18 protein-coding genes, 1 tRNA gene and 1 pseudogene are annotated in these 21701 nt (G+C 63.3%); 10 read left to right on the top strand and 10 right to left on the bottom strand.

Annotated elements, in window-relative coordinates; translation table 11 throughout:
* Window positions 1-12: 12 nt before the first annotated feature.
* The 5 genes from NHH73_22265 (at window position 13) to NHH73_22285 (ending at window position 2883) form a co-directional block, all read left to right on the top strand.
* Window positions 13-88 (top strand) — tRNA-Lys (locus NHH73_22265).
* A gap of 276 nt (window positions 89-364) precedes the next feature.
* Complete coding sequence (locus NHH73_22270) at window positions 365-1192, top strand: GIY-YIG nuclease family protein (protein USX25304.1); 828 nt, start codon at window positions 365-367, stop codon at window positions 1190-1192.
* A gap of 582 nt (window positions 1193-1774) precedes the next feature.
* Window positions 1775-2011: a zinc-binding dehydrogenase gene (locus NHH73_22275; protein USX25305.1), complete on the top strand. Its 237-nt coding sequence runs from the start codon at window positions 1775-1777 to the stop codon at window positions 2009-2011.
* Window positions 1951-2271, top strand: a complete 321-nt coding sequence (locus NHH73_22280) for a zinc-binding dehydrogenase (protein ID USX25306.1) — start codon at window positions 1951-1953, stop codon at window positions 2269-2271. Before NHH73_22275 ends, NHH73_22280 begins: the two co-directional genes overlap by 61 nt.
* A gap of 282 nt (window positions 2272-2553) precedes the next feature.
* The gene (locus NHH73_22285) at window positions 2554-2883 is read left to right on the top strand and encodes a cupin domain-containing protein (GenBank protein ID USX25307.1); all 330 of its coding nucleotides are present in this window, start codon (window positions 2554-2556) and stop codon (window positions 2881-2883) included.
* A gap of 136 nt (window positions 2884-3019) precedes the next feature.
* On the opposite strand, the gene NHH73_22290 is transcribed toward NHH73_22285, so the two are convergent.
* Both NHH73_22290 and NHH73_22295 read right to left on the bottom strand, forming a co-directional pair.
* The gene (locus NHH73_22290; GenBank protein ID USX25308.1) at window positions 3020-3589 is read right to left on the bottom strand and encodes a hypothetical protein; all 570 of its coding nucleotides are present in this window, start codon (window positions 3587-3589) and stop codon (window positions 3020-3022) included.
* Between the two features lie 8 nt (window positions 3590-3597).
* On the bottom strand, window positions 3598-4788 hold the full coding sequence (locus NHH73_22295; GenBank protein USX25309.1) for a glutathione-dependent formaldehyde dehydrogenase: 1191 nt from the start codon (window positions 4786-4788) through the stop codon (window positions 3598-3600).
* 241 nt (window positions 4789-5029) lie between these two features.
* Between NHH73_22295 and NHH73_22300 the strand changes: the two genes are divergently transcribed.
* From NHH73_22300 to NHH73_22310, 3 genes are all read left to right on the top strand, one after another.
* Window positions 5030-6493 carry a lipopolysaccharide biosynthesis protein gene (locus tag NHH73_22300; protein ID USX25310.1) on the top strand — a complete coding sequence of 488 codons (1464 nt, stop codon included), beginning with the start codon at window positions 5030-5032 and terminating at the stop codon, window positions 6491-6493.
* Window positions 6494-6500: 7 nt separating this feature from the next.
* Window positions 6501-7430, top strand: a complete 930-nt coding sequence (locus NHH73_22305; protein ID USX25311.1) for a glycosyltransferase — start codon at window positions 6501-6503, stop codon at window positions 7428-7430.
* 120 nt (window positions 7431-7550) lie between these two features.
* Entirely contained in the window at window positions 7551-8390 is an 840-nt protein-coding gene (locus NHH73_22310; GenBank protein ID USX25312.1) for a transporter substrate-binding domain-containing protein, read from the top strand.
* Between the two features lie 75 nt (window positions 8391-8465).
* On the opposite strand, the gene NHH73_22315 is transcribed toward NHH73_22310, so the two are convergent.
* The 7 genes from NHH73_22315 to tssF all read right to left on the bottom strand — a co-directional run bounded on the left by NHH73_22315 (window position 8466) and on the right by tssF (window position 19503).
* A complete protein-coding gene (locus NHH73_22315) occupies window positions 8466-11198 on the bottom strand; it encodes a TonB-dependent receptor (GenBank protein USX25313.1) in 2733 nt (910 codons plus the stop codon).
* A 258-nt stretch (window positions 11199-11456) separates the two neighbouring features.
* On the bottom strand, window positions 11457-12584 hold the full coding sequence (locus NHH73_22320; protein ID USX25314.1) for an acyltransferase: 1128 nt from the start codon (window positions 12582-12584) through the stop codon (window positions 11457-11459).
* Between the two features lie 138 nt (window positions 12585-12722).
* Complete coding sequence (locus NHH73_22325; GenBank protein USX25315.1) at window positions 12723-14282, bottom strand: DUF853 domain-containing protein; 1560 nt, start codon at window positions 14280-14282, stop codon at window positions 12723-12725.
* Between the two features lie 62 nt (window positions 14283-14344).
* On the bottom strand, window positions 14345-15976 hold the full coding sequence (locus tag NHH73_22330) for a diguanylate cyclase (protein USX25316.1): 1632 nt from the start codon (window positions 15974-15976) through the stop codon (window positions 14345-14347).
* Between the two features lie 208 nt (window positions 15977-16184).
* Complete coding sequence (locus tag NHH73_22335; GenBank protein USX25317.1) at window positions 16185-16490, bottom strand: NIPSNAP family protein; 306 nt, start codon at window positions 16488-16490, stop codon at window positions 16185-16187.
* Between the two features lie 101 nt (window positions 16491-16591).
* Window positions 16592-17578, bottom strand: coding sequence for a type VI secretion system baseplate subunit TssG (tssG, locus tag NHH73_22340; protein ID USX25318.1), 987 nt, complete (start codon window positions 17576-17578; stop codon window positions 16592-16594).
* Window positions 17542-19503 carry a type VI secretion system baseplate subunit TssF gene (tssF, locus tag NHH73_22345; protein USX25319.1) on the bottom strand — a complete coding sequence of 654 codons (1962 nt, stop codon included), beginning with the start codon at window positions 19501-19503 and terminating at the stop codon, window positions 17542-17544. The genes tssG and tssF overlap by 37 nt, the downstream gene beginning before the upstream one ends.
* Before the next feature lie 147 nt (window positions 19504-19650).
* On the opposite strand from tssF, the gene NHH73_22350 reads away from it, so the two are divergent.
* Both NHH73_22350 and NHH73_22355 read left to right on the top strand, forming a co-directional pair.
* Window positions 19651-20358, top strand: coding sequence for a hypothetical protein (locus tag NHH73_22350; protein USX25320.1), 708 nt, complete (start codon window positions 19651-19653; stop codon window positions 20356-20358).
* 5 nt (window positions 20359-20363) lie between these two features.
* Window positions 20364-20825 carry a hypothetical protein gene (locus NHH73_22355; GenBank protein USX25321.1) on the top strand — a complete coding sequence of 154 codons (462 nt, stop codon included), beginning with the start codon at window positions 20364-20366 and terminating at the stop codon, window positions 20823-20825.
* On the opposite strand, the pseudogene NHH73_22360 reads toward NHH73_22355, so the two are convergent.
* Window positions 20826-21659 (bottom strand): annotated as a pseudogene (locus tag NHH73_22360) (RNA helicase). It abuts the gene before it with no gap.
* Between the last annotated feature and the right edge of the window lie 42 nt (window positions 21660-21701).

Consider the following 21701-nt stretch of genomic DNA (forward strand, 5'->3'; position numbering starts at 1 on the left):
CGAAGCACCCTTGGGTCGTTAGCTCAGCTGGTAGAGCAGCGGACTTTTAATCCGTTGGTCGCAGGTTCGAATCCCGCACGGCCTACCAAGATTCATCAATAAAGCCCACAAACTTCGGTTTGTGGGCTTTTTTGTTTTGGGTCATTAGATCGCAAGCGAATACACAATCTACGCTAGCAGCCAATCTCATGGCGAGTTACACTGTCTGCAGATACAGTGATTTGTATTGATTTCACCGACGCGGCCAGATTGGTCAGCATATGTGTCTCTTGCTCAAGAAGATAACGTGGGGGAAAATATGGAATCAAGTCAACTATATATTTTGAGAAACCGATCTTTCCAACAAAATGTTTTGAAAATCGGGATGACAAACAAACACGCAAGTGCTCGGGCAAAGCAGATGTATGCGGGAGCCACCGGTGTACCGGAACCATTTGATGTTCTGTTCGCATGTAGCGTTGCCGACTGCCGTGTTGCAGAGCGCCAGGTTCACCGCCGCCTTTCAGCTTATCGCGTGAATTACTCTAGGGAATTCTTTAGAATTTCTGCTAAAGCAGCTCGACAAATAGTGTTAGACGTTTGCTCAGAAATAAATATTGACCGCGAACAGGAGCGCCCAGTCGTTACAGTTGATTTGATTACTGTGGAAGAGCCAGAATTACCTCCAAGCGACCAGTACCAAGAAAAGTACGGTGAGGTCCTGTCAATCCCGCTCGATCAAATCAGTCAGCGACCTATCGGCACCAGCATTTTAAGCAAGCTGCAACAAGAAAGAGTCTCCACCATCGACGTAATTCTTCAGGAAGTATTCCCAGAGTGCGAAGAAAGTTGGCATGACTCTTTCTCTCGCGACAAGCATCCAGAACCAGAAATAAGAGTTTGGGAACACATCGCCAAAGCTTTTTTAAAAGTCGATCAAATCGATTGCTTGAATACGAAAGAAAAAAAAGAGGCTTACGAGCTATTGTTAGCCAGATCACTGTGTCCGACCAAAGCTGTTCTTCAGCAACATGCTCTTCGGTATTTTACAAGGGACGCTGCCCTCAAGATTATGGCTGGCTACGAACTACCTCCAAAGCCGGTTGTCGTAGAGAAGGTAGAATCTGACCTCTCCGCGACGAAACACTGGAGTATCAAACCTTTAAAGTCGGTTGTCCCAGATATACTGGCAACTCCCAGCAAAAAAAAATAATGGCGCAGTGGCGACGAATTTAACCCGCCCCATTCCCTTCAACGGGAGATGCTCGCCGCGTCTGATGCCTCCGTGTCACTGTAAAAATCAGGTATCAAAAGAAACTTGCACAATGAAATCTTTAATACCCCAGACGCGACGCAATTTGTCGGGGCTGCTACACGAAAAATATAAGGAAAGCCTACAAACTGCGCTTCGTGAGCTTTTGTTCTCAGAGCATCTGGACACTCAAGCGAGCGGCTTGCGGCACCGTGCCGCGAAACCGTATTGACGAGCCCGGTGAGCAGCAACACCGCAGAGGTCTAGCGCTCCGAAAGTAACTAATCACGGGTACGCGTGGCCGCGGTCTCATGAAAAGCAACCATTTGCTGATCTCATATTCCGGCGTTAAATCCCGTTCGGGAAGAACCCTGCCTCGCTGAGCCATCTTGAGGCAGCGAGCCTGCCACTGGTTGGCGGCACCGCGTGGGGAGGCTTTCGTCGTGCGCGCGGGCCTCAGGGTCGGGAAAGCATTCTGATCGGCGGGGCGCCGGGGGCGTCAGCCGCGTAGCGATCCAGCTGGCGAAAGCCATTGGCGCGAAGGTGTTCACCACCGTGCGCGAGGCTAACTTTGAGTTCGCACGCAGCCTAGGGGCCGATGTTCCCATCGACTACGAGAAAGAGAATTATGTCGACGCCGTCATGCGTGAGACGAATGGACGCGGTGTCGACGTCGTGCTCGACACCATCGGCGGCGACACCCTTGCGCGCAGCCCGACGTGCTCGCGCAACTTGGCCGCGTGGTCAGCATCGTGGACATTGCAAAGCCGCAGAACCTGATTCAGGCTTGCGGCAAGAACGCGAGTTATCACTTTGTGTTCACGCGACAAAACCGTGGCAAGCTCGATGAGTTAAGCGCATTGATCGAGCGGGGACAGCTGCGGCCACACGTCGGCGCCGTCTATTCGCTTGCCGACATCCCGCTGGCCCATGCGCGGCTGGAGAGTGCCAACAACGGTCTTCGACAAGTAATTGCGACAGTTCACAAGATCATCGAAGCGAAGCGCGACGACAATGCTTCCGATCCGATGGCAAGCTGAAGCGGAATCAGATTTGGCGACGATTCTCGCCTACATCACGCGACGTAGCCGGCAAGCAGCCACTGACCTGTTCAACAAGATGAATCAGGCCATCTCAACACTCTTACAGCATCCACACCTCTATCGTCTTGGAAGGGTAGCGGGCACCTGTGAAACAAACCGCAGCTCCGGGGTCAGGTCCACCATTCCCACACGGGCCCATGCATACCCCCGTCCTGTTGCCCTGCCGCGCAACGCAAGCGGTGCTAACATGGAAATAAATCATCAACCTCGGAGGGCATCATGGCTTTGGAACATGCGAAACCCGGAGAAGTCATTGCATTGACACATGCGGGCGAAGACGTCTCGACTTTTTCTTCCATCGCGCTCACCAAGACCGAACAGATCGAACTGATCCGGCTGGTGCTGCCAGCCGGAAAAGAGATGCCGGAGCACCACGTCAAGGGCGAGATCACCTTCCAGTGCCTCTCGGGGGAAATCGCGTTCATCACGCGTGGCGAGTCCACCACGGTCAAGGCCGGCGAGATGTTGTACCTTCAAGGCGGCGCCCCGCACGCGGTCCGCGCGCTGGTCGACTCTGTGGCGCTGCTGACCATCGTCCTGCGCCACTGAGCCATCGTACCGGCAGGAGATGTCGCGTTGACCTGCGAGCCTGCGCGCAGCAAGGCGCCAGGCGGACTACGCTACGCGCATCCGCCTGTAGTGATGTGGACGAGCTCCAACACTATCGGCGTCTAGGCATCGCCCCTCAGGCACGCCGCCGCTTGAGCAGGTACCAACCGATCCCCACCATCGCTGCGCCGATCGCCGCCTTCTTCGCCACGCCGGCCTTGTTGTAGCGCCACTCCGCTGCCATGCCCATTTCGCCGAGCACGTTTGGCACCCTGCCGTGACGCAAGTCATCACCGATGCCTTCGACAGCATCGACGCGGTCGGCCAGCAACAGCATCAGCCAATGCCGAATATCGTTCTCGGTCGTTTTGAAGGCGGCACGGCGCAGCATGCCGCTCAGGCCACGCGGCGGCGCGCTGGTGCCGTACAGCGGCGTGATGCCGGGCCGTTCGGGCGATACCAGCACTTCGACGGCGCTGTGCTGCTGTTCGGGCGGCCGCAGCGGGCCGTCGAGCCGGGGCGGCGTCCGCTCCATCGGCACGCCGGGCCGGTTGGCGCGGTCGAGATCGCTTCCCCAGCCGGGGATCTGCTCGCGCGGCGTCACACCTTGGCGCACCGCGACGTCGCCGTGCGGCCCGTGCGCGTGGCCGTGCCGGTGGATGTGACTGGCGTCGTTTTCACCGTACTCTTTATCGTCGTTTTGCATGATGCCTCCTAGTGCAAGATGACGCCGGCGGGCGTCGTGGCGATCCGGGGAGTGGCGTTGGGCGGAATCAATACCGTCTTGATGCACTGATCCAGCTTCTTGGCGAAGATGTGATACGCATCGGACACCTCTTCAAGCGGCACCCGATGCGTGATGATCTGTTTCGGGTCGATGTGGCCGGCGCGAATGTGCTCGATGAGGCGCGGCAAGTGTCGCTTGACGCTGGCCTGGTTCATGCGCAACGTCAGTCCCTTGTTGAGGGCGTTGCCGATCGGCACCGCGTTGAAGGTCGGGCCATAGACGCCGACGATGGACACGTTGCCGCCCTTGCGCACCGAGTTGATGGCCCAGTGCAGGGCCGTGGCCGAGCCGGCCTGCAGTTTCATGTAGCGCCCGGTCAGGCGTTGCGCCGCGCTACCGGCCGCCTCGCAGCCGACCGCGTCGATGCAGACGTCGGCGCCGAGCCAGTCGGTCATCTTCTTGATATGCAGCGCCATATCGCCCACCTCGCGGAAGTTGACCACTTCGCATTGGGCGTAACGGCTCACGAAATCGAGCCGGTAGTCGACATGGTCGACCACGATCACCCGCCCGGCGCCCATCAACCACGCCGACTTGGCGGCGAAAATGCCGACCGGTCCGGCGCCAAACACCACCACCGTGTCGCCTTCGCTGATATCGCCCATTTCGGCGGCCTGATAGCCGGTCGGCAAGGCGTCGGTCAGCAACACCGCGTCGTCCTCATGGATGTCGGAAGGTATCACGGTGGGTCCGACGTCGGCCATCGGCACGCGCACCAGTTCGGCCTGCCCGCCATCGTAGCCGCCGGCCGTGTGGGAGTAGCCGTAGATGCCGCCCACCGCGGTCGCTTCTGGATTGGTGTTGTGGCAATTGCCGAAAAGTTCGCGGTCGCAAAAGAAGCACGAGCCGCAGAACACGTTGAACGGGACCAGCACCCGATCCCCCACCTTGAGCCGCTGCACGCCGGTGCCGACGTCGACCACCTCGCCGACGAATTCATGGCCGAACGTGCTGCCGACGCGGGTGTCCGGCACCATGCCGTGATACAAATGTAGGTCCGATCCACAGATACACGAGCGTGTGACGCGAACAATCGCGTCACCGGGATGCTCGATCTCGGGGTCAGGTTTTTGCACCGCGCGGACGCGGTAAGGGCCACGATAGTCCATTGCAAGCATGAAATCCTCCTCGGTATAGGCGCGCGGCGACCGCCTTTCGGCCACCGCTGCGTACATGGTAGGCGCCGCCGCGCTGGCCAACGTAGGCCGTGATATAGCGATCCTGTAGGAGTTTGACCAATCAACCGGCAATGCCCTGGAGCACCCAAGTTCGTTCCAGGTCAAAGGACCATGGTCGAAACCCGCATAAGATGCCAAAGCCCCCTCGAACCTGCCGCCGCGTCCATGCGGACAACCTGAAATGAACGCGATTAAAAGTTCCCTGCTGATGTCGTTCGCGGAGAAGTACACCGTACTGGTGATCGGCATGGCCGGCGGCATGGTCATCGCGCGCCTGCTGACACCAGGCCAGATCGGCATCTTTTCGATCGGCGCCGTGGTCGTCGGCATCACCCAGCTGGTGCGCGATTTCGGCATCGGCCAATACCTGATCCAGGAAAAAGACCTCAGCACCGAGCACCTGCGCGCCGCCTACACCTTGACGATGCTGATCTCCTGGAGCATGGCCGCCCTGCTCGCGCTGGCCGGCGCTCCGGCCGCGGCTTTCTACGACGAGCCCGGTGTCGGCGACGTCCTGCGCGTGCTGGCCCTCAACGTCCTGCTGATCCCGTTCGGCTCCATCACGCTGCCGGTGCTGCGCCGCCAGCTGCGCTTCCGCGCGCTCTACTGCATCAACGCGGCCAACGCGCTGACGAACCTGCTTGTCTGCCTGATGCTGATCGAACTGGGCTTCGGCTACCTGAGCCTGGCGTGGGCGGCGGTCGCCAGCAGCCTTGCGACGGTGCTGGTGAGCCTGCCGTTCCGCCCGGCCGACATCCCCTGGCTGCCCGGCCTCACCGGCATGCGCCAGCTGCTGCGCTTCGGCGCTTATGCGACAGGCTCGAACGTGATCGACGAGTGCGGCGTCGCCGCGCCGGACATGATCATCGGCAAGCTCATCGATGTCGAGGCGGTGGGCCTGTTCGGCAAGGCCCAGGCCACCCTGAACATCTTCAACATGCTCATCACGCGCGCGGTCACGCCGGTGATCCTGCCACTGTTCGCCGCCAATGTCCGTGAGGGCCACGACGTCAAACGGCTGTATCTGCGCACGGTCGCCTGCATGGCCGGGCTGGCGTGGCCGTTCTTTGCCGTGCTGGCCGTGCTGGCCACGCCGCTGACACGCCTGCTATACGGGCCGCAGTGGGATGCCAGCGCGCCCTTGGTGCGCATCATGTGCGTCTCGACCGCCACGTTCTGCCTGTTCAGCATGGCGCGCGACCTGTTCGTGGCCATGGGACAGGTGCGGCTGCGCGCGCAGCTGGAGGCCATCGGCGTGTCGGCACGCATCGCCGGCATCGTCGTGGCGGCGCCGTTCGGGCTGGAGGCGGTGGCCTGGAGCATCGCGGCGACGTCGCTGCTGCGTTCCGCGCTACTGTACCGCAGCCTGGCGGCGCTGACCGGCATGCGCATCGCCGAGCTCGCAAGCGGCGTGGCGCGCTCGGCCGCCCTGACGGCGCTGACGGTGGCCGGTCCGGCGCTGCTGATGCTGTCGGCCGGCCTCGACGGCGCCAACCCGGTGGTGCTGCTCGCGCTTGCAGGTACGGCCGCGCTGGCCTGCTGGGTGGCGGGAATAATCTTGCTGAACCACGAGATCAAGCCGGACCTGATGGCGACGGTGCGCCCGCTGCTGCGCCGACTGCTGTCGAAACCGGCGCGGCGCTAGGAACGATATGCCACAACACACCGTCATCATGCCCGTCTACAACGGCCAGGCCTATCTGGCCGAGGCGATCGACAGCATCCTCGGCCAGACCTGCGCGGACCTTGAACTGATCATCGTCAACGATTGCGCCACCGACGCCTCGGCTGAGATCGCGGCCGACTATGCCGCGCGCGACACCCGGATGCGCGTCGTCTCCACGGCGGTCAACTCCGGCGCGCCCGCGCTGCCGAAGAACGTCGGGCTGTCGCTGGCGAGGGGGCGCTACATTTCCTTCTGCGACCAGGACGACGTGATGCTGCCGGACAAACTGGCACACGCCACGCGCGTGTTCGAACAGCATGCCGAGCTCGACATCCTCTTCGCCGACTTCGAACCGTTCGGCGAGGCGCTGCGCGGGCAGCGCGGCTACCTCGCGCACAAGGAGTTCACCTCGAAGGCGCGCGACTACCTGGAGCCGCTGGGCGGCGAGCTGTACCGCTGCCGCAACTTCTGGGGCTGCATGGCCGGCCTGCAGACCGGCATGAGCACGCAAACCATCCTGTGCCGGCGCGAAGTCATCGTCGGCCAGCGCTTCGACGTCCGCTACCGCATCCTGGACGACATCGCGATGTGGTACCGGTTCGGGGAGACAGCGCGGATCGGCTTCCTCGACCGCACCGTGGCCCGCTACCGCCACCATGACCACGCGCTCACGACAAACGAAGCCCTGCTCGCGCGCGAAACGCTCGCCTTCCACAAGGAAAATTACTTCCGCCAATCGCATTTGTTCAACGCCGCCGAGAACCAGCGCTACCGCCGCATGCTGGCCGGATTCCTGATCCGCGTCGCCTCGTGTCCCAACGTCACAAAGCTGGAGCAGCGCGCCAATCTGGCGCAGGCGCTGATTTTCGAGGTCCGCCTGAGCACCTTGCGCTGGCTGCTGCAAACATTCGCGTGACAGGCGATGCGCGGTGTTAAACTTTCCCTCATGCATTCATCATTCACGTCCCACCTTTCAACCGGCACAGCGCCCAGCACGTCACGCAGAACCGCGCTACTGGCCTTGACCGCGCTGGCCTTGCGTCCACATGACGCGCTGGCGTCAGCGGAACCGATGGCCTACCGCTACTGGGACTGGGGCAAGACCCCGAAGCGCGATCAATACCAGACCGCCGTGCTCAATCTGGCCCTGCAAAAGACGATACCGGCCTACGGCCCCTTCACGGTCGAGCGCGTGACGGACACGATGAGCACCTCGCGCGTCCGGCGCGAAATCCATTCCGGCAAGCGCATGAACGTCCAGGCCTCGCCGTGGCGCGATCTGGATGCCGACGATCCGCAGGAACGCGCCATCATGATCGGCACGCCCGTCCTGAGCGGCTTGCTGGGCTACCGCCGATTGATCGTGCGCCGCGACGACCTGCCGAAATTCAAAGCCATCAACACCGCCGCGCAATTAAAACAACTGGTGGCCGGACAAGGCCGCGGCTGGGTCGACAACGCCGTGCTGCGCCACAACGGCTACCAGGTCGTCGACAGCGGCAACATCGCCACCTTGCTCGACATGCTGGTCAGCCGCCGCTTCGACTACCTGCCGATCAGCGTTGTCGAGGCGGATTTCCTGATGAAGGAGCACGCGCAACTGGTCGACACCTTGGCGCTGGCGCCGGGTCTGATGCTGTATTACCCGTTGCCGGTGGTGTACTACGTCAGCGCCAGCGCGCCGCGCCTGGCGCAGCGGCTCGAAGCGGGCCTGTCGATGGCCAAACGCGACGGTTCGCTGGAGGCGCTGACCGCGCGCTACTTCGCCAAGGAAATCGCGCTGGTGAAAGCCAGCGCCGGCCGCTGCTTCACGCTAGCCCATCCGCTACTGCCGAAAAACTACGCGATGGAGCCGCCGCGATTGCCAAGCCACTAGCGCCGCATCGGCCATGAAAAAACGGCCGGGTCCCGCATGCGATGCGGAACCCGGCCGTTCTGTTTGGAGCGGACTTTAGAAGGCCATGCGCACGCCGACGTTCACACGGCGGCCGACATCTTCCAGGGTCAGGAACTGGCTCTCGTTGTTGGCGTACTCGCGCATTCTCGCGTTGTTCAAATTGATCGCGTCGAGGTAGAGCGCGATCTTCGGCGTGATGTTGTAGCGCAAGCTGGCATCGGTCTGGCCGTACGCGGCGCGGTTGCGCGGCATGGTGCTGCCGCCGCCGCAATCGACCGAGAAGTGGTTGCGCCAGTTGTAGCTCACGCGCGCCGAGAACTGGGTGTTCTCGAAAAACAGCGAACCGTTGTACGACTGCGGCGACAGGCCTGGATAGCCGCACGCCGGCGCGCCGCCCGCGCGCTCGGCGCTGGCGTCCACGTAGGTGTAGTTGGCGGCCACGCCGAAGCCCTGCAGCCAAGGCATGATCGAGTCGTCGAAGGCGTACTGGCCGGCGATCTCGATCCCCTTGATCTTGCCTTTCTGGCCGTTGCGCACGCGGGAGTCATGCACCACTTCGTCGAACTGCGGTATCCGCATGTCCTGCAAGGTGGTCTCCAGGAAGTCGGACACCTTCTTCATGAACACGGCGGTGCTGACGTAGTTGGTCTTCGACAGATACCATTCATACGACACGTCGAAGTTCTTCGACTGCATCGGCTTCAGGTAAGGATTGCCGCCGCCGGTCTGCACGTCGCCGAAGCGGCCGCCGTACGAGTTGTCCACGCTCATCTGGCTCAACGTCGGCCGGGTCTCGGTCTTGGAGGCGGCAAAGCGCAGCAGCATGTCCTTGGTCAGGTCGAATTTCACATTGGCCGACGGCAGGTAGCTGTTATAGCTGTTGTCGACCGTGATGATCTGGTACGGTCCCCACTGCGAAATGAAGGTCGTGTCGTTCGGGCTCTTGACCGCCGACAGCAGCACGCGGCTGGTGCCGGTGGAGCTCGAGTTCACGCGCACCATGCGCATGCCGGCGTTGGCCGACCAGCCGCTGCCCTCCCAGCGCGTGTCGAGGAACAGACTCTTGACCTTTTCCTCCACGGCCCACGACGACGGCTTGGTGTAGTCGATCGCCATCGGGCCGTTCGGATACTTGGTCTTGTCCGAATACAGCGCCGGATCGTTCGACTGCGGCAGCAGCGACGGCTGATTCAGGTAATTGATGTAGGCGTGCGGGTCGAAGCGCAGATACGCCGACGGCACCTGGGCGCCGCCGCCGATGAAGTTTTCCAGCGGCGTCACCGTGAACAGGCTGGCCGGCAGGCCCACGTGGTAGCCGCTGAAGGCGTTCCACGAGTCGCTGCTGTAGGTCAGGCGGCCGACCTCGCGCTGCGAATACGCGACGCCGGTGTCGGCGCCCTTGAAGAAGCCGATATCGTGGTCCCACGACAGATTCATGCGGCCTTCCTTCAACTTGTCATGCAGGTTGACCTGGCCGTTGGAGACGGCGTGCGCGCGCACCGCCGTCGGGTCGGCGATGCCGTCGCCGAAGGTGATGCTGGGCGTGCCGTTAAAACTGAGCACGTCGCCGTTTTTCGGCACCATGCCGGCCACCACCCACATGTCCGGCGTGGCCGACGTCGAGCGCGAGGTCGACACGTCGCCCTCCAGGCGCCATTCGTCGCCCAGCTTCCATTTCGAATTCAGGCCGAAGGCGCGGGTGATCGACAGGCGGTCGCCGCCCTTGACGATCATGTCGTTGGAGGCCGCTTCGCCGAGCAGCTTGCCGGGGCCGGCGATGGCCGGGTTGTTGGCGAAGAAGTTGGAACCGGGACGCAGGAAGCTGGTCACCTGGTCGTTGTTGTCGTACTTCACCCCCAGCTGGACAGGGTTGTTCCAGTCGCTGACGGCGATCACATCGTTTTTCTGGTCCAGACGCGAGTACAAGGCGTCGGCGCTGAGCTTCCACGTCGGCGACGGATTGTATTGCACGGCCAGGTTACCGACCAGGCGCTTGCGGCTTTCCTCCTCCTGCTGGAAGCCGTAGCTCTGCGGCATATACAGCTTGCGGGTGGTAACGTCGGCCATCGTCAAGCCGCGCGAGTTGAGGTCGCCGTTGATCATCGACACGTCGCGGTAATTCCAGGCGTCGGTGATGGCCTTGTTCTGCTTGGACGCGCGGTCGGTGTACGACACCGAGCCGGCCACGCCGAAGGTGCGCGCCTCGTTGGCGAACGAGTACATGCCGCTGGCGTTGGGCGTGTACTTTTTCGAATTGTCGTCGTAGGAGCTCGATGCGTTGAACACCGTCGAATGCCCCACCTTGCCCGACAGCGGACGCGCGGTCTGGATATCCACGGTCGAGCCGATGCCGCCCTCGGGCAGGAAGGCCTGCGAGGTCTTGTAGACCAGCACCTTGGAAATGAGGTCGGACGACAGCATGTCGAACGAGAACTCGCGCCCGCCGGTGTCGCTGGTCATCGTGCGGCCGTTGACCAGCACGTTGTTGAATTCCGGTCCCAGGCCGCGCACCGAGATGTAGCGGCCCTCGCCGCCATTGCGCTGGATTTGCACGCCGGTCACGCGTTGCAAGGATTCGGCGATATTGGTGTCGGGGAACTTGCCGGCGTCCTCGGCCGACACGGCGTCGACCACGCCGTCCTGCATGCGTTTGGTGTTGAGCGAGGAACTGAGGGAAGCGCGGATACCGCTGACGACAACTGTCGCCGAGGGATCGATCGCCGGCTGATCGGCCGTTTGCGCCGAGGCGCTGAGGGAAATCACCATTTCGGCGATGAGTGCGGCCAATACAGTCTTCCGCATACGGGTCTGAGGCGTTGTCATTGTTGTCTCCAGTGTTGTGGTTGCAGTCCTTTTTTGTATTGCCATGGCTGCATGACTTTTATATTACGCCCCCCTCAACAATGCCAATCTATCATTTATTTGCAAATTCATATTCCAAAATCATATAACTGGCAACGGTGGATTTTTGTCCTGAACAACAAAATGAAAAAAGCCAACCGTTGATCGATTGGCTTTTGTAACTGCGGCGGAAGTTGACGGCGCTTAGGCGGACGACGGGCGCGCGGCGCTCTGGCCCGCCGTGCGTTGCACCAGACGGGCCAGCGGCGCCTCTACGCAGCGGAAGAACACGGCCCCGGCGGCGAGGCTGGCGGCCCACGCCGCGAGCATGCCGAACGCTTGCAATTCGGGCTCCGGCGGCACGAAACGGGTAAACATCGCGTTCACCAGCAGGCATACCGGAAAATGTATCAGAAACACGGAATACGATATCCGCGCCAAGCCATTGACGAGCGACCATCCCTGGCCGGTGGATGTTGTTTTCGCGCGACCAAACAACACCAACACGCAGGCAACCGCCATCGCCAGCGCGATGCGGCTGCGAAAATCAAGGGCCTGGGCGGCGATTACCGGCAAAAATGCCATTCCCACGAGCAACGCGGCGGCGCCCGGCTTGCGGCGCGGATCGCTGGCCCACCAGGCCATCAGCCCCAGGCCGTAGCTGCCGAAGAAATATGGCGCCCAGTTGTCCCAGTCGGCATCGAGGTTGAAGTACACCAGGGACAGCGTGACGGCCAGCGCGATCATGCCGGGCATCAACCACGCGGGGCGGCGCTCGGCGGCGAGGCGACCGCCAAACCACAGCATCAAGGCCATCAGCGCGTACAGCTGGAAGTCGATGGCGACGTACCAGGCGCCCGCAGACAAGGATGGATAGCCCAGTACGCCGTGCAGCAACAGCGCGTGCGCGGCAAGCTGGCTAAAGGTGGCAGGCGCGGAGATCGAATCGTGCGCCATCAACTTGCCTGCCAGCATGGACGCCGCGGCGGCCAGCAACGTGGCGACGATGAACGGCGGCGCCAGCTTGGCGTAGCGGCGCCAGATCGCGCCGATGGGGTCGGCCAGGCCGGCGTGGCCCGTCGGCGCGAGCGATTTGGCGGCCAAAAAGCCACCGATGACGAGGAAGGCCTGCACCGCGATGCGCGCGCTGTCACCCAGCCAACCGATCAGGGCCGGCAACATCGGTCGCACGTGATCGGCCATCGGACCATAGAAGGCGAGATGATGCAGCACGATCAGCTGCGCCGCGCCCGCCTTCAACAGATTGATCAAGCCGAATTGCGACGGCGGACGTTTCTCCGCCCCAATCGCTCCTTTTAACGCTAACGTCATGCCATTCCTTGCCATGCTAAAACCATTCAACAACATGTCGAGAAGCAATTAAATTGCTGTCAATGTTGTCAACCGGTCGCTATCATAGCTGAGGCTAGCATATAGGTGGCGCGCGCATTGCCGAGTTAGGTGAGGAAATTAACGTTTCTTCATGATCGAGCCGAGCACGCCGCGGATGATTTCCCGGCCGACCTGGGAGCCGATGCTGCGCACGGCCGACTTGACCATCGCCTGCACCGCCGTGTCGCGCTTGCCGCTTTGGCCGAACAAACCGCCCAGCACGTCGCCGAACATCGAGCCGCCGGCGGTCTCTGCCGGCGGCGGCGGTTGCCCCGGTGACTGTTGAGGTTGCTGCGCCCCCGGCGACGTCCCGCGTCCGGCGGCCGCGTCGGGAGCGTCCCGCGCCGTGCGGGCGCCGGCCGCCACGCGGCCGTTCAACTTTTCATACGCCGATTCGCGGTCGATCGTCTTTTCATAGACGCCCGCCACGATGGAGCCGTCGATGGCGGCCTTGCGCTCGGCCGCGTCGAGCGGACCGAGCTGGCTGGCCGGCGGCAGGATGAAGACACGCTCCACCATGCGCGGCGCGCCCTTTTCGTCGAGGAAGGACACCAGCGCCTCGCCCACGCCCAGTTCGGTGATCACCTGCGAGACATCCAGCGCCGGATTGGGACGGAACGTCTCGGCGGCCGCCTTGACCGCCTTCTGGTCGCGCGGCGTGTAGGCGCGCAGCGCGTGCTGGACGCGGTTGCCGAGCTGGCCCAGCACCGTGTCCGGAATGTCGATCGGATTTTGCGTCACGAAAAACACGCCCACGCCCTTGGAGCGGATCAATCGCACCACCTGTTCTATCTTTTGCAGCAAGGCCTTGGGCGCGTCGGTGAACAGCAGGTGCGCCTCGTCGAAGAAGAACACCAGCTTAGGCTTGTCGAGATCGCCCACCTCGGGCAGGTTCTCGAACAGCTCGGAAAGCATCCACAACAGAAACACCGCGTACAGGCGCGGCGCGTTCATCAGCTTGTCCGCGCTGAGGATGTTGATCACGCCCTTGCCGCGCGCATCGGTCTGCAGCAGGTCGTCGATGTTGAGCATCGGTTCGCCGAAGAACCGGTCGCCGCCCTGCTCCTCGATGGCGATCAGGCCGCGCTGGATGGCGCCGATGCTGGCCGCGCTGATGTTGCCGTAACTGGTCTTGAAGTCGGCCGCGTTGTCGCCGACGTGTTGCAGCATGGCGCGCAGGTCCTTGCTATCGAGCAGCAGCAACCCGTTGTCGTCGGCGATGCGGAACACCAGTTGCAGCACGCCCTCCTGCGTATCGTTCAGGTTGAGCATGCGCGCCAGCAGCAGCGGGCCGAGGTCGGAAACGGTGGCGCGCACCGGGTGGCCCTTTTCGCCGAACACGTCCCAGAAGGTGACCGGGCAGCCGGCCCACTGCGGCGTCTCCAGCTTGAGCGCGGCCAGGCGCGCGCCCATCTTCTCGCTTGGCGCGCCGGCCTTGGCGATGCCGGACAGGTCGCCCTTGACGTCGGCCATGAAGACCGGCACGCCGATCTCCGACAGCGACTGCGCGATCTTCTGCAAGGTCACGGTCTTGCCGGTGCCGGTGGCGCCGGTGATGCAGCCGTGGCGGTTGACCAGGTTGGACAGCATGTCCAGGGAAATGGTGTCGTTCTTCGCGATGGTAATCGGGGTAGGCATGGTCGTCCTGCTGCGGGATGATAGGAAAAACCATCATACCTCAACCGTTCCCGCTGGTGGCCTCAGCCCGTGCGGCGCAGCGCCAGCACGCGGGCGTCGTGGTGGACATTGATGGCGTAACCATTGCGCCCGGCGCTTTTGACGCCGTACAGCGCCTGGTCGGCCGCATGCATCAAGCCCTCCGGCGTGGCGCTCGGGTCGTTGCTGATGGCGATGCCGACGCTGGTGGTCACGCGCAGCCCCGGGCCGCCGACCTCGCCGAAATGGAAGGGCGCGGCCATCGCCTCGACGATCTTGTCGCCGAGCGGCGCGCCCTCCGCGGCGGAGCCGAGCTGCTCGAACACGATGACGAACTCGTCGCCGGCCAGCCGCGCCACGGTGTCGCTGCGGCGCACCAAGCCGTTCAACCGGCGGGAGAACTCGATCAGCACGGCGTCGCCGACGCCATGGCCGTAGGTGTCGTTGATCTGCTTGAATTTATCGATATCCAGGAAGGCCAGGCCCACATAGCTGCCGGCGCGCCCGGCGCGCGCGATCGCCGCCGGCAGCAACTGGTCGAACATGCGCCGGTTGTTGGCGCCGGTGAGCGGGTCGGTGCTGGCCAGGCGCTGCATCGCGTCCTGCGCCTCCTGACGCTGGCGCGACAGCAAGTGCAGCGCGCGGCTCAGCGTGCCGAACTCGTCGCGCCGCTCGCTGGCGAACACGTCGATATCGGCGACCCCGGAATTGATCGACTCGACTTGTTTGTGCAAGTGCGCCAGCGGCTGCATCAAGGCCTTGGTCAAGACCCAGCCGAAGAACGCGGCCAGCGCGGTGATCATCGACGCCGCCGCCAGCGCGCGCCCGCGCACCGCCGCCATCGGCGCAAAGGCGTTGCGGATCGGGTAGACGGCGGCGATGGTCCAATCGACCTTGCGCAGCAGCGTGTGCGCCACCAGCACCGGGGTGTCGTCGTCGAGCACGTCGTCGCGCCAGCCCTCGGGACGGTGCAGCACGGCCTGGCCGAGCGCGCCGTCCGGGTCCAGCCGGGTCAGCACGCGGGCCTTGTCGGGATGATGGATGATGGTGCCGTCGGCGCCGACGATGAACAGATAACCCTGGCCGCGGTGCAGCGAGTCGAGATAGTCGGAGAAAGACGGGCGCAGCAGGTCGATCGCGCCGAGCAGCACCATGATGACGTTGCCCTGCTCGTCCTCGACCGGCTGGGTGACGGCGATCACCGGCTTGCCCGACAGCGCGCTGACGAACGGCGCCGAGACCACGCCCTCGCGCGCGGCCAGCGTATCCTTGAAATACTGCCGTCCGGCGACGTTGATGCGGCGCGTATTGCGGCTGTTCAAGCTGGCGATGAGATTGCCCTGGACGTCGAACGCGGTCACGTTGAAGAACTCGCCGCGCAGGCTCTCGCGCGACTCGAGCAAGCGCTGCACCTGCCCCGGCGCCGTGCCACGCTCGCGCATCTCTTCCATCAGCGAGAACAGCAACAGCTTTTTTGCCTTGAGATCGTTATCGATGTGGCCGGCCGCGCTGGTCAGCAGCGACAGTTGTTGTCTGGCGACACCTTCGCGCATTTCGGTCTCAGCAATCAGCAGCGACACGCCGCCAGCGCCGAGCGCGGCGAGCATCACCATCGCCGTCACCAGCATGGCGATCTTGAAATTAAAACTCTGGATGATGCGGGCCACTGGTTTCATGTCGGTCTCTGCCACACCATGCGCGGGGAGCGCGTGGCTACGAGTGTCCGGCACGGTCTGGGCCAGGGGAAGGACGCGGGCGGGAATCGGGCTCCAACGTCAATCGGACGAGTCTATACCATTTTTATAAGTTCCACAAAGTAATTAAGTTGCATATCAACCACAATCGGGATGCAGCAGCGGTGACCGGCGCCGGGGGTTTCCAGATTTACTGGAAGACCGGCCGGAAGAAGCTGCGCTCGTAGCTGACGATGCAGCGAGTTTCTTCTGCGTATTTGAAAGCGGCCTCGCACTCGGCGTCATCCTGCGACTTGATCCGGTATTCTTCATAGGCAGCGAGCGAGGGGAACGTGAACATCGCCAGGGCGACGTTGTTGGCGCCCTCCGACGGCAGAAAATATCCATGATGCCGACCGCCGAACTTCTCAACCAACGGTATCCAGATTTTCCCGTAGTGCTCAAATTCCTTGAGTTTGTATGGATCGATGACGTAACGCAGATAGCAGGTAACCATTGATATATTTAAGTGAGTATCGAAGGCCAACTATAATATAAAGAAGGCAATCCGAAAACTTTTTGTCCAGGTCACTTCGCACTTGTAGACTGCGCCGCGCCTCACGTCCGCAGCACATACATCAAATCCTCGCGATCCTGCCCTGGCGGCTGGCTGTAGAGGCAAGCGTCCACGCCCAGCCGCGCGCCATTGGCCTCGTCCAGGCTGAAGCCGCGCACATCCTGCGCGCGCTGGATCAGGTGCACTTCGTAGCACATGTCCACGCCACATTGCAGCGCTAGCATCGCCGCCAGTCGCAGCGCGCCGCTGTTGCCGGGCAGGAAGCGGTCGTACGCTTCACGGTCCAGCGGTCCGATCCGCAACCGCACGCGCGCGTCGCAACGATACAGCCGATGGCCCAGCAACACGCCGCCGCCGAGATCGACATTCGCCATGCCCAGCCGGGCCTGGTCGCCTGCGGGCAAGTCCTGCCACTCGCCCACCAGTTGCTCCACGGCGAACGGCACGTCGAAGTACTCCGCGTACATGCCGGCCATCAGCGGCGCCGAGACCGCCCTGCTGCGGATCTGCATCGCATAGAACGCCAGCGTTTCGCGCTCGATGGTGTCGCCGGCGGCGGCGCAAGGCGCGCCCGACAGCGAAGTCAGCATGCGCAGGAAGGCGTCGTCGCCGTCGGGCGTGGTCATACACTCCGGCCGATGCCGGGCCCACGCCTCGTAGAACATGTCCAGCGCGCGATGCGAGAACATGTCGAGAAACGCCCTCGGTCCGCCGTCGCTGTTGCCTTTCTCGTGGCGGTTGATGCGCTCCGAATAGTGCAGCGGCAAGCTGCCCTGGCTACCCAGCAAGCCCATGAACGCGGGCGTGATGCGGATGCCCTTGTCGTCGCTGCTGACGTTGTCGATCTGGCTGGGCGGAAAGCCCAACGACAGCCGGTTGCGGAAGCGCACGTCGCTCAAACCGGCGCCGCCCTCCCGTTGCCGCGCCAGCGCGATCAACCGCACCGCCTGGAAGAATTCGAAGCGGTGGGGTTCGGCCAGCAGCTCGCCGATCAGGCCAGGCTCAACGCGCCGTTGCGGGGCAGGCATCGCAGTAACTCCTTTCCATTGACGCTGGAGACTATCACCAGCTGGGTGTAACTGTTCAGATGAACGTGCAGGCCAAACAGATAATCGAGCAGCTGCGCGAACATATGCAGCCCGGTGCCGGCGTACGCCTCCTCGTCCAGGGTGACCGTCACCTCGGTGCCGCGCAGGGTCGCGCTGCCTTGCGCTTGCCGCACCAGCCTGGTCGAGGGCCGGTGCGACAGGCCGGCGATGCCGTCGATCTGCCGCTGGGATACGGCGTTGTCCCGCCGCGCGTACAGCCGCAGCATCTGCGTCAGCGCCGGCAAGCCTTCGTGCGTCAGCGTGCGGTGGTTGAGCGCCAGATGGCTGATCAGTCCCCACTGGCCATTGCCGTTCGCGCTCAGCCGGTACGAGGTGGTCGGCCGGCGCAGCACGCGGATCGGCAAGCCGCCGGCGGCCGCCTCCATGGCCAGGTCGCCGCGTGGCCGTCCGTATTCCATGTGGTGCGGCAGGTCGCGATTGGTGCAGGTGACGCGCACCGACGCCGTGGCCGGCTGGTTGCGCAACGGCGAAAAGTCATGGTCGATCAAGGTCAGCGAAAAGTCGTGGCCGGCGCCGCTGGCGGCCAGCGCCTCATCGCGGCCGGCCAGCCAGTAGCGGCCCTTGCGGCTGGGCGCGCCGCCATGGCGCAGCGAGTAGTAGGGAAAGAACTCGGTCACGCTGTCGCCTTGTGGGGCCGGCCGCACCAGGTGCACCGAGTCGACGCTGTAGATCTCGCTGCCGCTGCCGGGCAGTTGGTCGGGCATCAAGGGATAGCTGCTGAGCGCATGGGTGACGCGGATCGGCGTGGCCGGCTGCGTGTACAGGTTGACAATGGGCGTGCAGCCGAGCACCAGGTTGTCCGCCAGCAGCGCGCGCAGGATGCGCGCGGCGGGCATGTCGGGCCGGCAGCCGGTCAGCGCCAGCCGCAAGGTCAGCCGGGCGCAGCAGGCGGGAACATCGGCCAGTACCGCGTCCAGGTCGATGTCGAAGAAGTCGAATTTTTCGGGAAAGGCGAAGTACTCGGCAAGCAAACGGTAGCCGCCGTGCTCGGAGGCGGCCGCAGGCAGCAGCGCATCGTCGTCGGCAAAGCCAACCGGGGCGATGGGCGACCCGGACAACACCTGCCATTGCCCGTCGGCTTCCACGCAGGCGCCGGCGACGCGCATGAACAGCGTGTCGCGCAAGGCGGCGCGCAGCGACGCTTCGCCGTCGATGAACACCCTCAGCTTCGACAGTCCGGCCAATGCCTGGCCAAGCGCGCAGCCGGCACTTTCCAGCGTGAGGCAAATGGCCGCGCCGGCATCCGCCGGTAGCGGCAAGCCCGGCGGCACCTCGATGTGCGGCTCGAACCAAGCGGCGCCGATCGCCACCGGCGCGACGGCCACGTCGTAGGCCGTGCGGAAGCGGCACGCCACCCTCGCCTGTCCCAGCGCCGTCATCGGCGTGCCGCGCGGCACCGTAATTGGCACCATCGTGACGCCGGCGCTCTCGCCGGCCCTGGCGCCGCCGTGGTCGATGCGCGCGACCGAGCACGACGGCATCGGCCTCAGGTAATGCGGGTACAGCATGCCGAGCAGCGCTTCGGTGAAGCCGGCATAGCCGTCGTCGAGCAGCTTGCCGACGCGCGCGTTGAGCACGGCGCCGCCCTGGATCAGGCGGTCGACGTGCGGATCGGCGCCGCCCTCGCCGCCCGTCCCCAGGCTGCCGGCCAGCTTGGGATAGCGTCCGGCAAACTCGGCGCCGGCCTGCCGCAGCAGGCCCAATTCACGTTCGACATACGGCAGCAATTTTTCCATCGTGGCATCCGTGACAACCCGTGCGCCCCCAGCCGTGATGGCGATGGTCGAACCGCACAGGCTGTCGATCATCGCATTGCTGCGGATGAACTTATTGACATGCAGCAATAACGAGGCGCCATGTCGCTAGTCCCGCAACACTTAGCGCAGTCGCTTGCGCGGCCACAATTCGCCCGCCCCGGATAGCTCTACTCTGTGAATTCCTCTTTATTTTTCACCATATTTTTTCACCATAACTAGACAGGGATGAGCGACATGGCGACAGCGACGAAAGATGAGAACCAGGAACTCTTTGAGCAGACGATCCATTCGCTCGAGGCGCAGCTTGCCAACGCCGGCGCCCATTTGACCATCGACGCCTCCGCCCGCATCGCCTACGCGCGCGAAATCAAGCTCATGGCGGACCGGCTGCGCACCGAGGCCTTCACCGGCAGGATCACCTGGGCCCAGGCGGCCGCGCAAGCCCAGCTAACCCGCAACACCGTCATGACCATCATCCGTTCGCGCAGCACCTCGGTGGGGCGCGCGGTGGCGCAGCGCATCAAGGCGCGCGGCTACACGCTCAACGAACTGGTGGCCCGCCAGACCACCCGCATGTACGGCCCCGGCGCGACATTCTCCCGCCTGACCGCCTCGCAGCGCAACATCGTCTACGCCTCCATCGTCAGTTCCGCCGGCAAGTCCAATCCAGCCGTCACGCAAACGATGTCACGCCTGTCGTACGTGGGGCGCGGCGTGATCTTCGTGTCGCTGGGATTGTCGATCTACAACGTGACGACCTCCACCAACAAAGTGGCGGCGGCCGGCAAGGAAATCGCCGTCAACGGCGCAGGCATCGCCGGCGGCATGGCCGGCGGCGCGCTGGCCGGCCTGGCATGCGGCCCCGGCGCGCCGGTTTGCGTTACAGTGGGCGCTTTCGTCGGGGGCGCGCTGGCGGCCTTCGGCGTCAGCTCGATCTGGTGACCATCATGAAACTGTTTTCGACAGACGACCTCTCGATCCGCCCCCGGCAGACCGCCGACGACCTGCCGCGCTGCGAACTCATACTCTATGGCGAAACCACGGGGAAAATCGTCGAGGGCGCGGTGCTGGAAGCGGCCGTGTGCTGGAAAGGCCACTTCCTGATCTTTCTGACCGACGACATCATTCACGAAGACACGTTGCGCATCTATCTGCTCGATCCCCAGCTCGACATCGTCGACGCCGCGCGGCTGGGCGCGATGTACTCGACCGGCGCCTTCACTGCCTTGGAATTGGTCGAACCCAACATCATCCACTTCGACTTCTTCGGCGCCACCACCTGGACCCTGGAGCTGCTCGACGAACAATCCTTCGCCTTGCCGATGGTGTCCGACCCCAAAGGCGTGACCCGGCCGTTTAAACTGTCCTGCCGCTTCAAGCTGCACGGCGACCCGCAACCGGGTGATTGATCAGCGGCGGAATTTCTTCGGCTGACGCTTGCGGGCGGCCGAGTTCTGATCCTGCAAGATCGCATCGACGCGCTCCGACGCTTCGCGCGACAGCTTTTGCGCCAATTCCGTGTCCGGGAAATACTCCGGCTGGCGATAGGCCAGCCAGGCGTAGGCCGAATACAGCCGGCAAGCGTCCTCCACCTCCTGCAAATTCATAAAGTGCAGCGGATTCTGCTCCGGCATGAGGCGCGTGATTTTCTTGTGCGCCAGCGCGGTGGCCCAGCCTTCCCACGCGTGCTGCAAGGTGTGCACCTTGGACGAGATCGGCACCAGCGACAGCGCGAACTTCTCCGCCACCGTCAACTGCAAGGTGTCGAGCCAGGCGGCCCGCTCGAACTGGTCCTCGGTGATGCGCGGATAAAAGAACCCGTCCGGCACATCGATGTTGTGCACGAAGCGCTTGAGCAGCTTGGCCAGCCCGTGTTCGTTGGTCACCGATGAAATCCGGTGCAAATGTTCCAACGTTGGCGCCACGGCAAAGCCGGTGGTTTTCAGCGGCACCGGCTTCTCCTGCAGCAGCGAGCGCATCACATTGTGCGTCTCGTTGTCGTAGCCGGCCACCAGGCCCTCCTCGTGCACGCCGAAGCGCCCGGCCCGGCCGGCGATCTGCCGCGCCAGCGCGGCGGGAATCTCTTCCTCTTCATATCCATTGTATTTAACGGACGTAGTCATCACGATGCGCGCAATTGGCATATTCAAGCCCATGGCGATGGCATCCGTGCCGACCACCACATCGGCCGCGCCTTCGCGGAAGCGCTGGGCCTGCGCGCGCCGCACTTCGCAGGTTATAGACCACGAACTCTTAGATGAAACAAAAATACCTATAAAAATCAA

This window comes from Oxalobacteraceae bacterium OTU3CINTB1 (assembly GCA_024123955.1).
Lineage (GTDB): Bacteria > Pseudomonadota > Gammaproteobacteria > Burkholderiales > Burkholderiaceae_D > Rugamonas.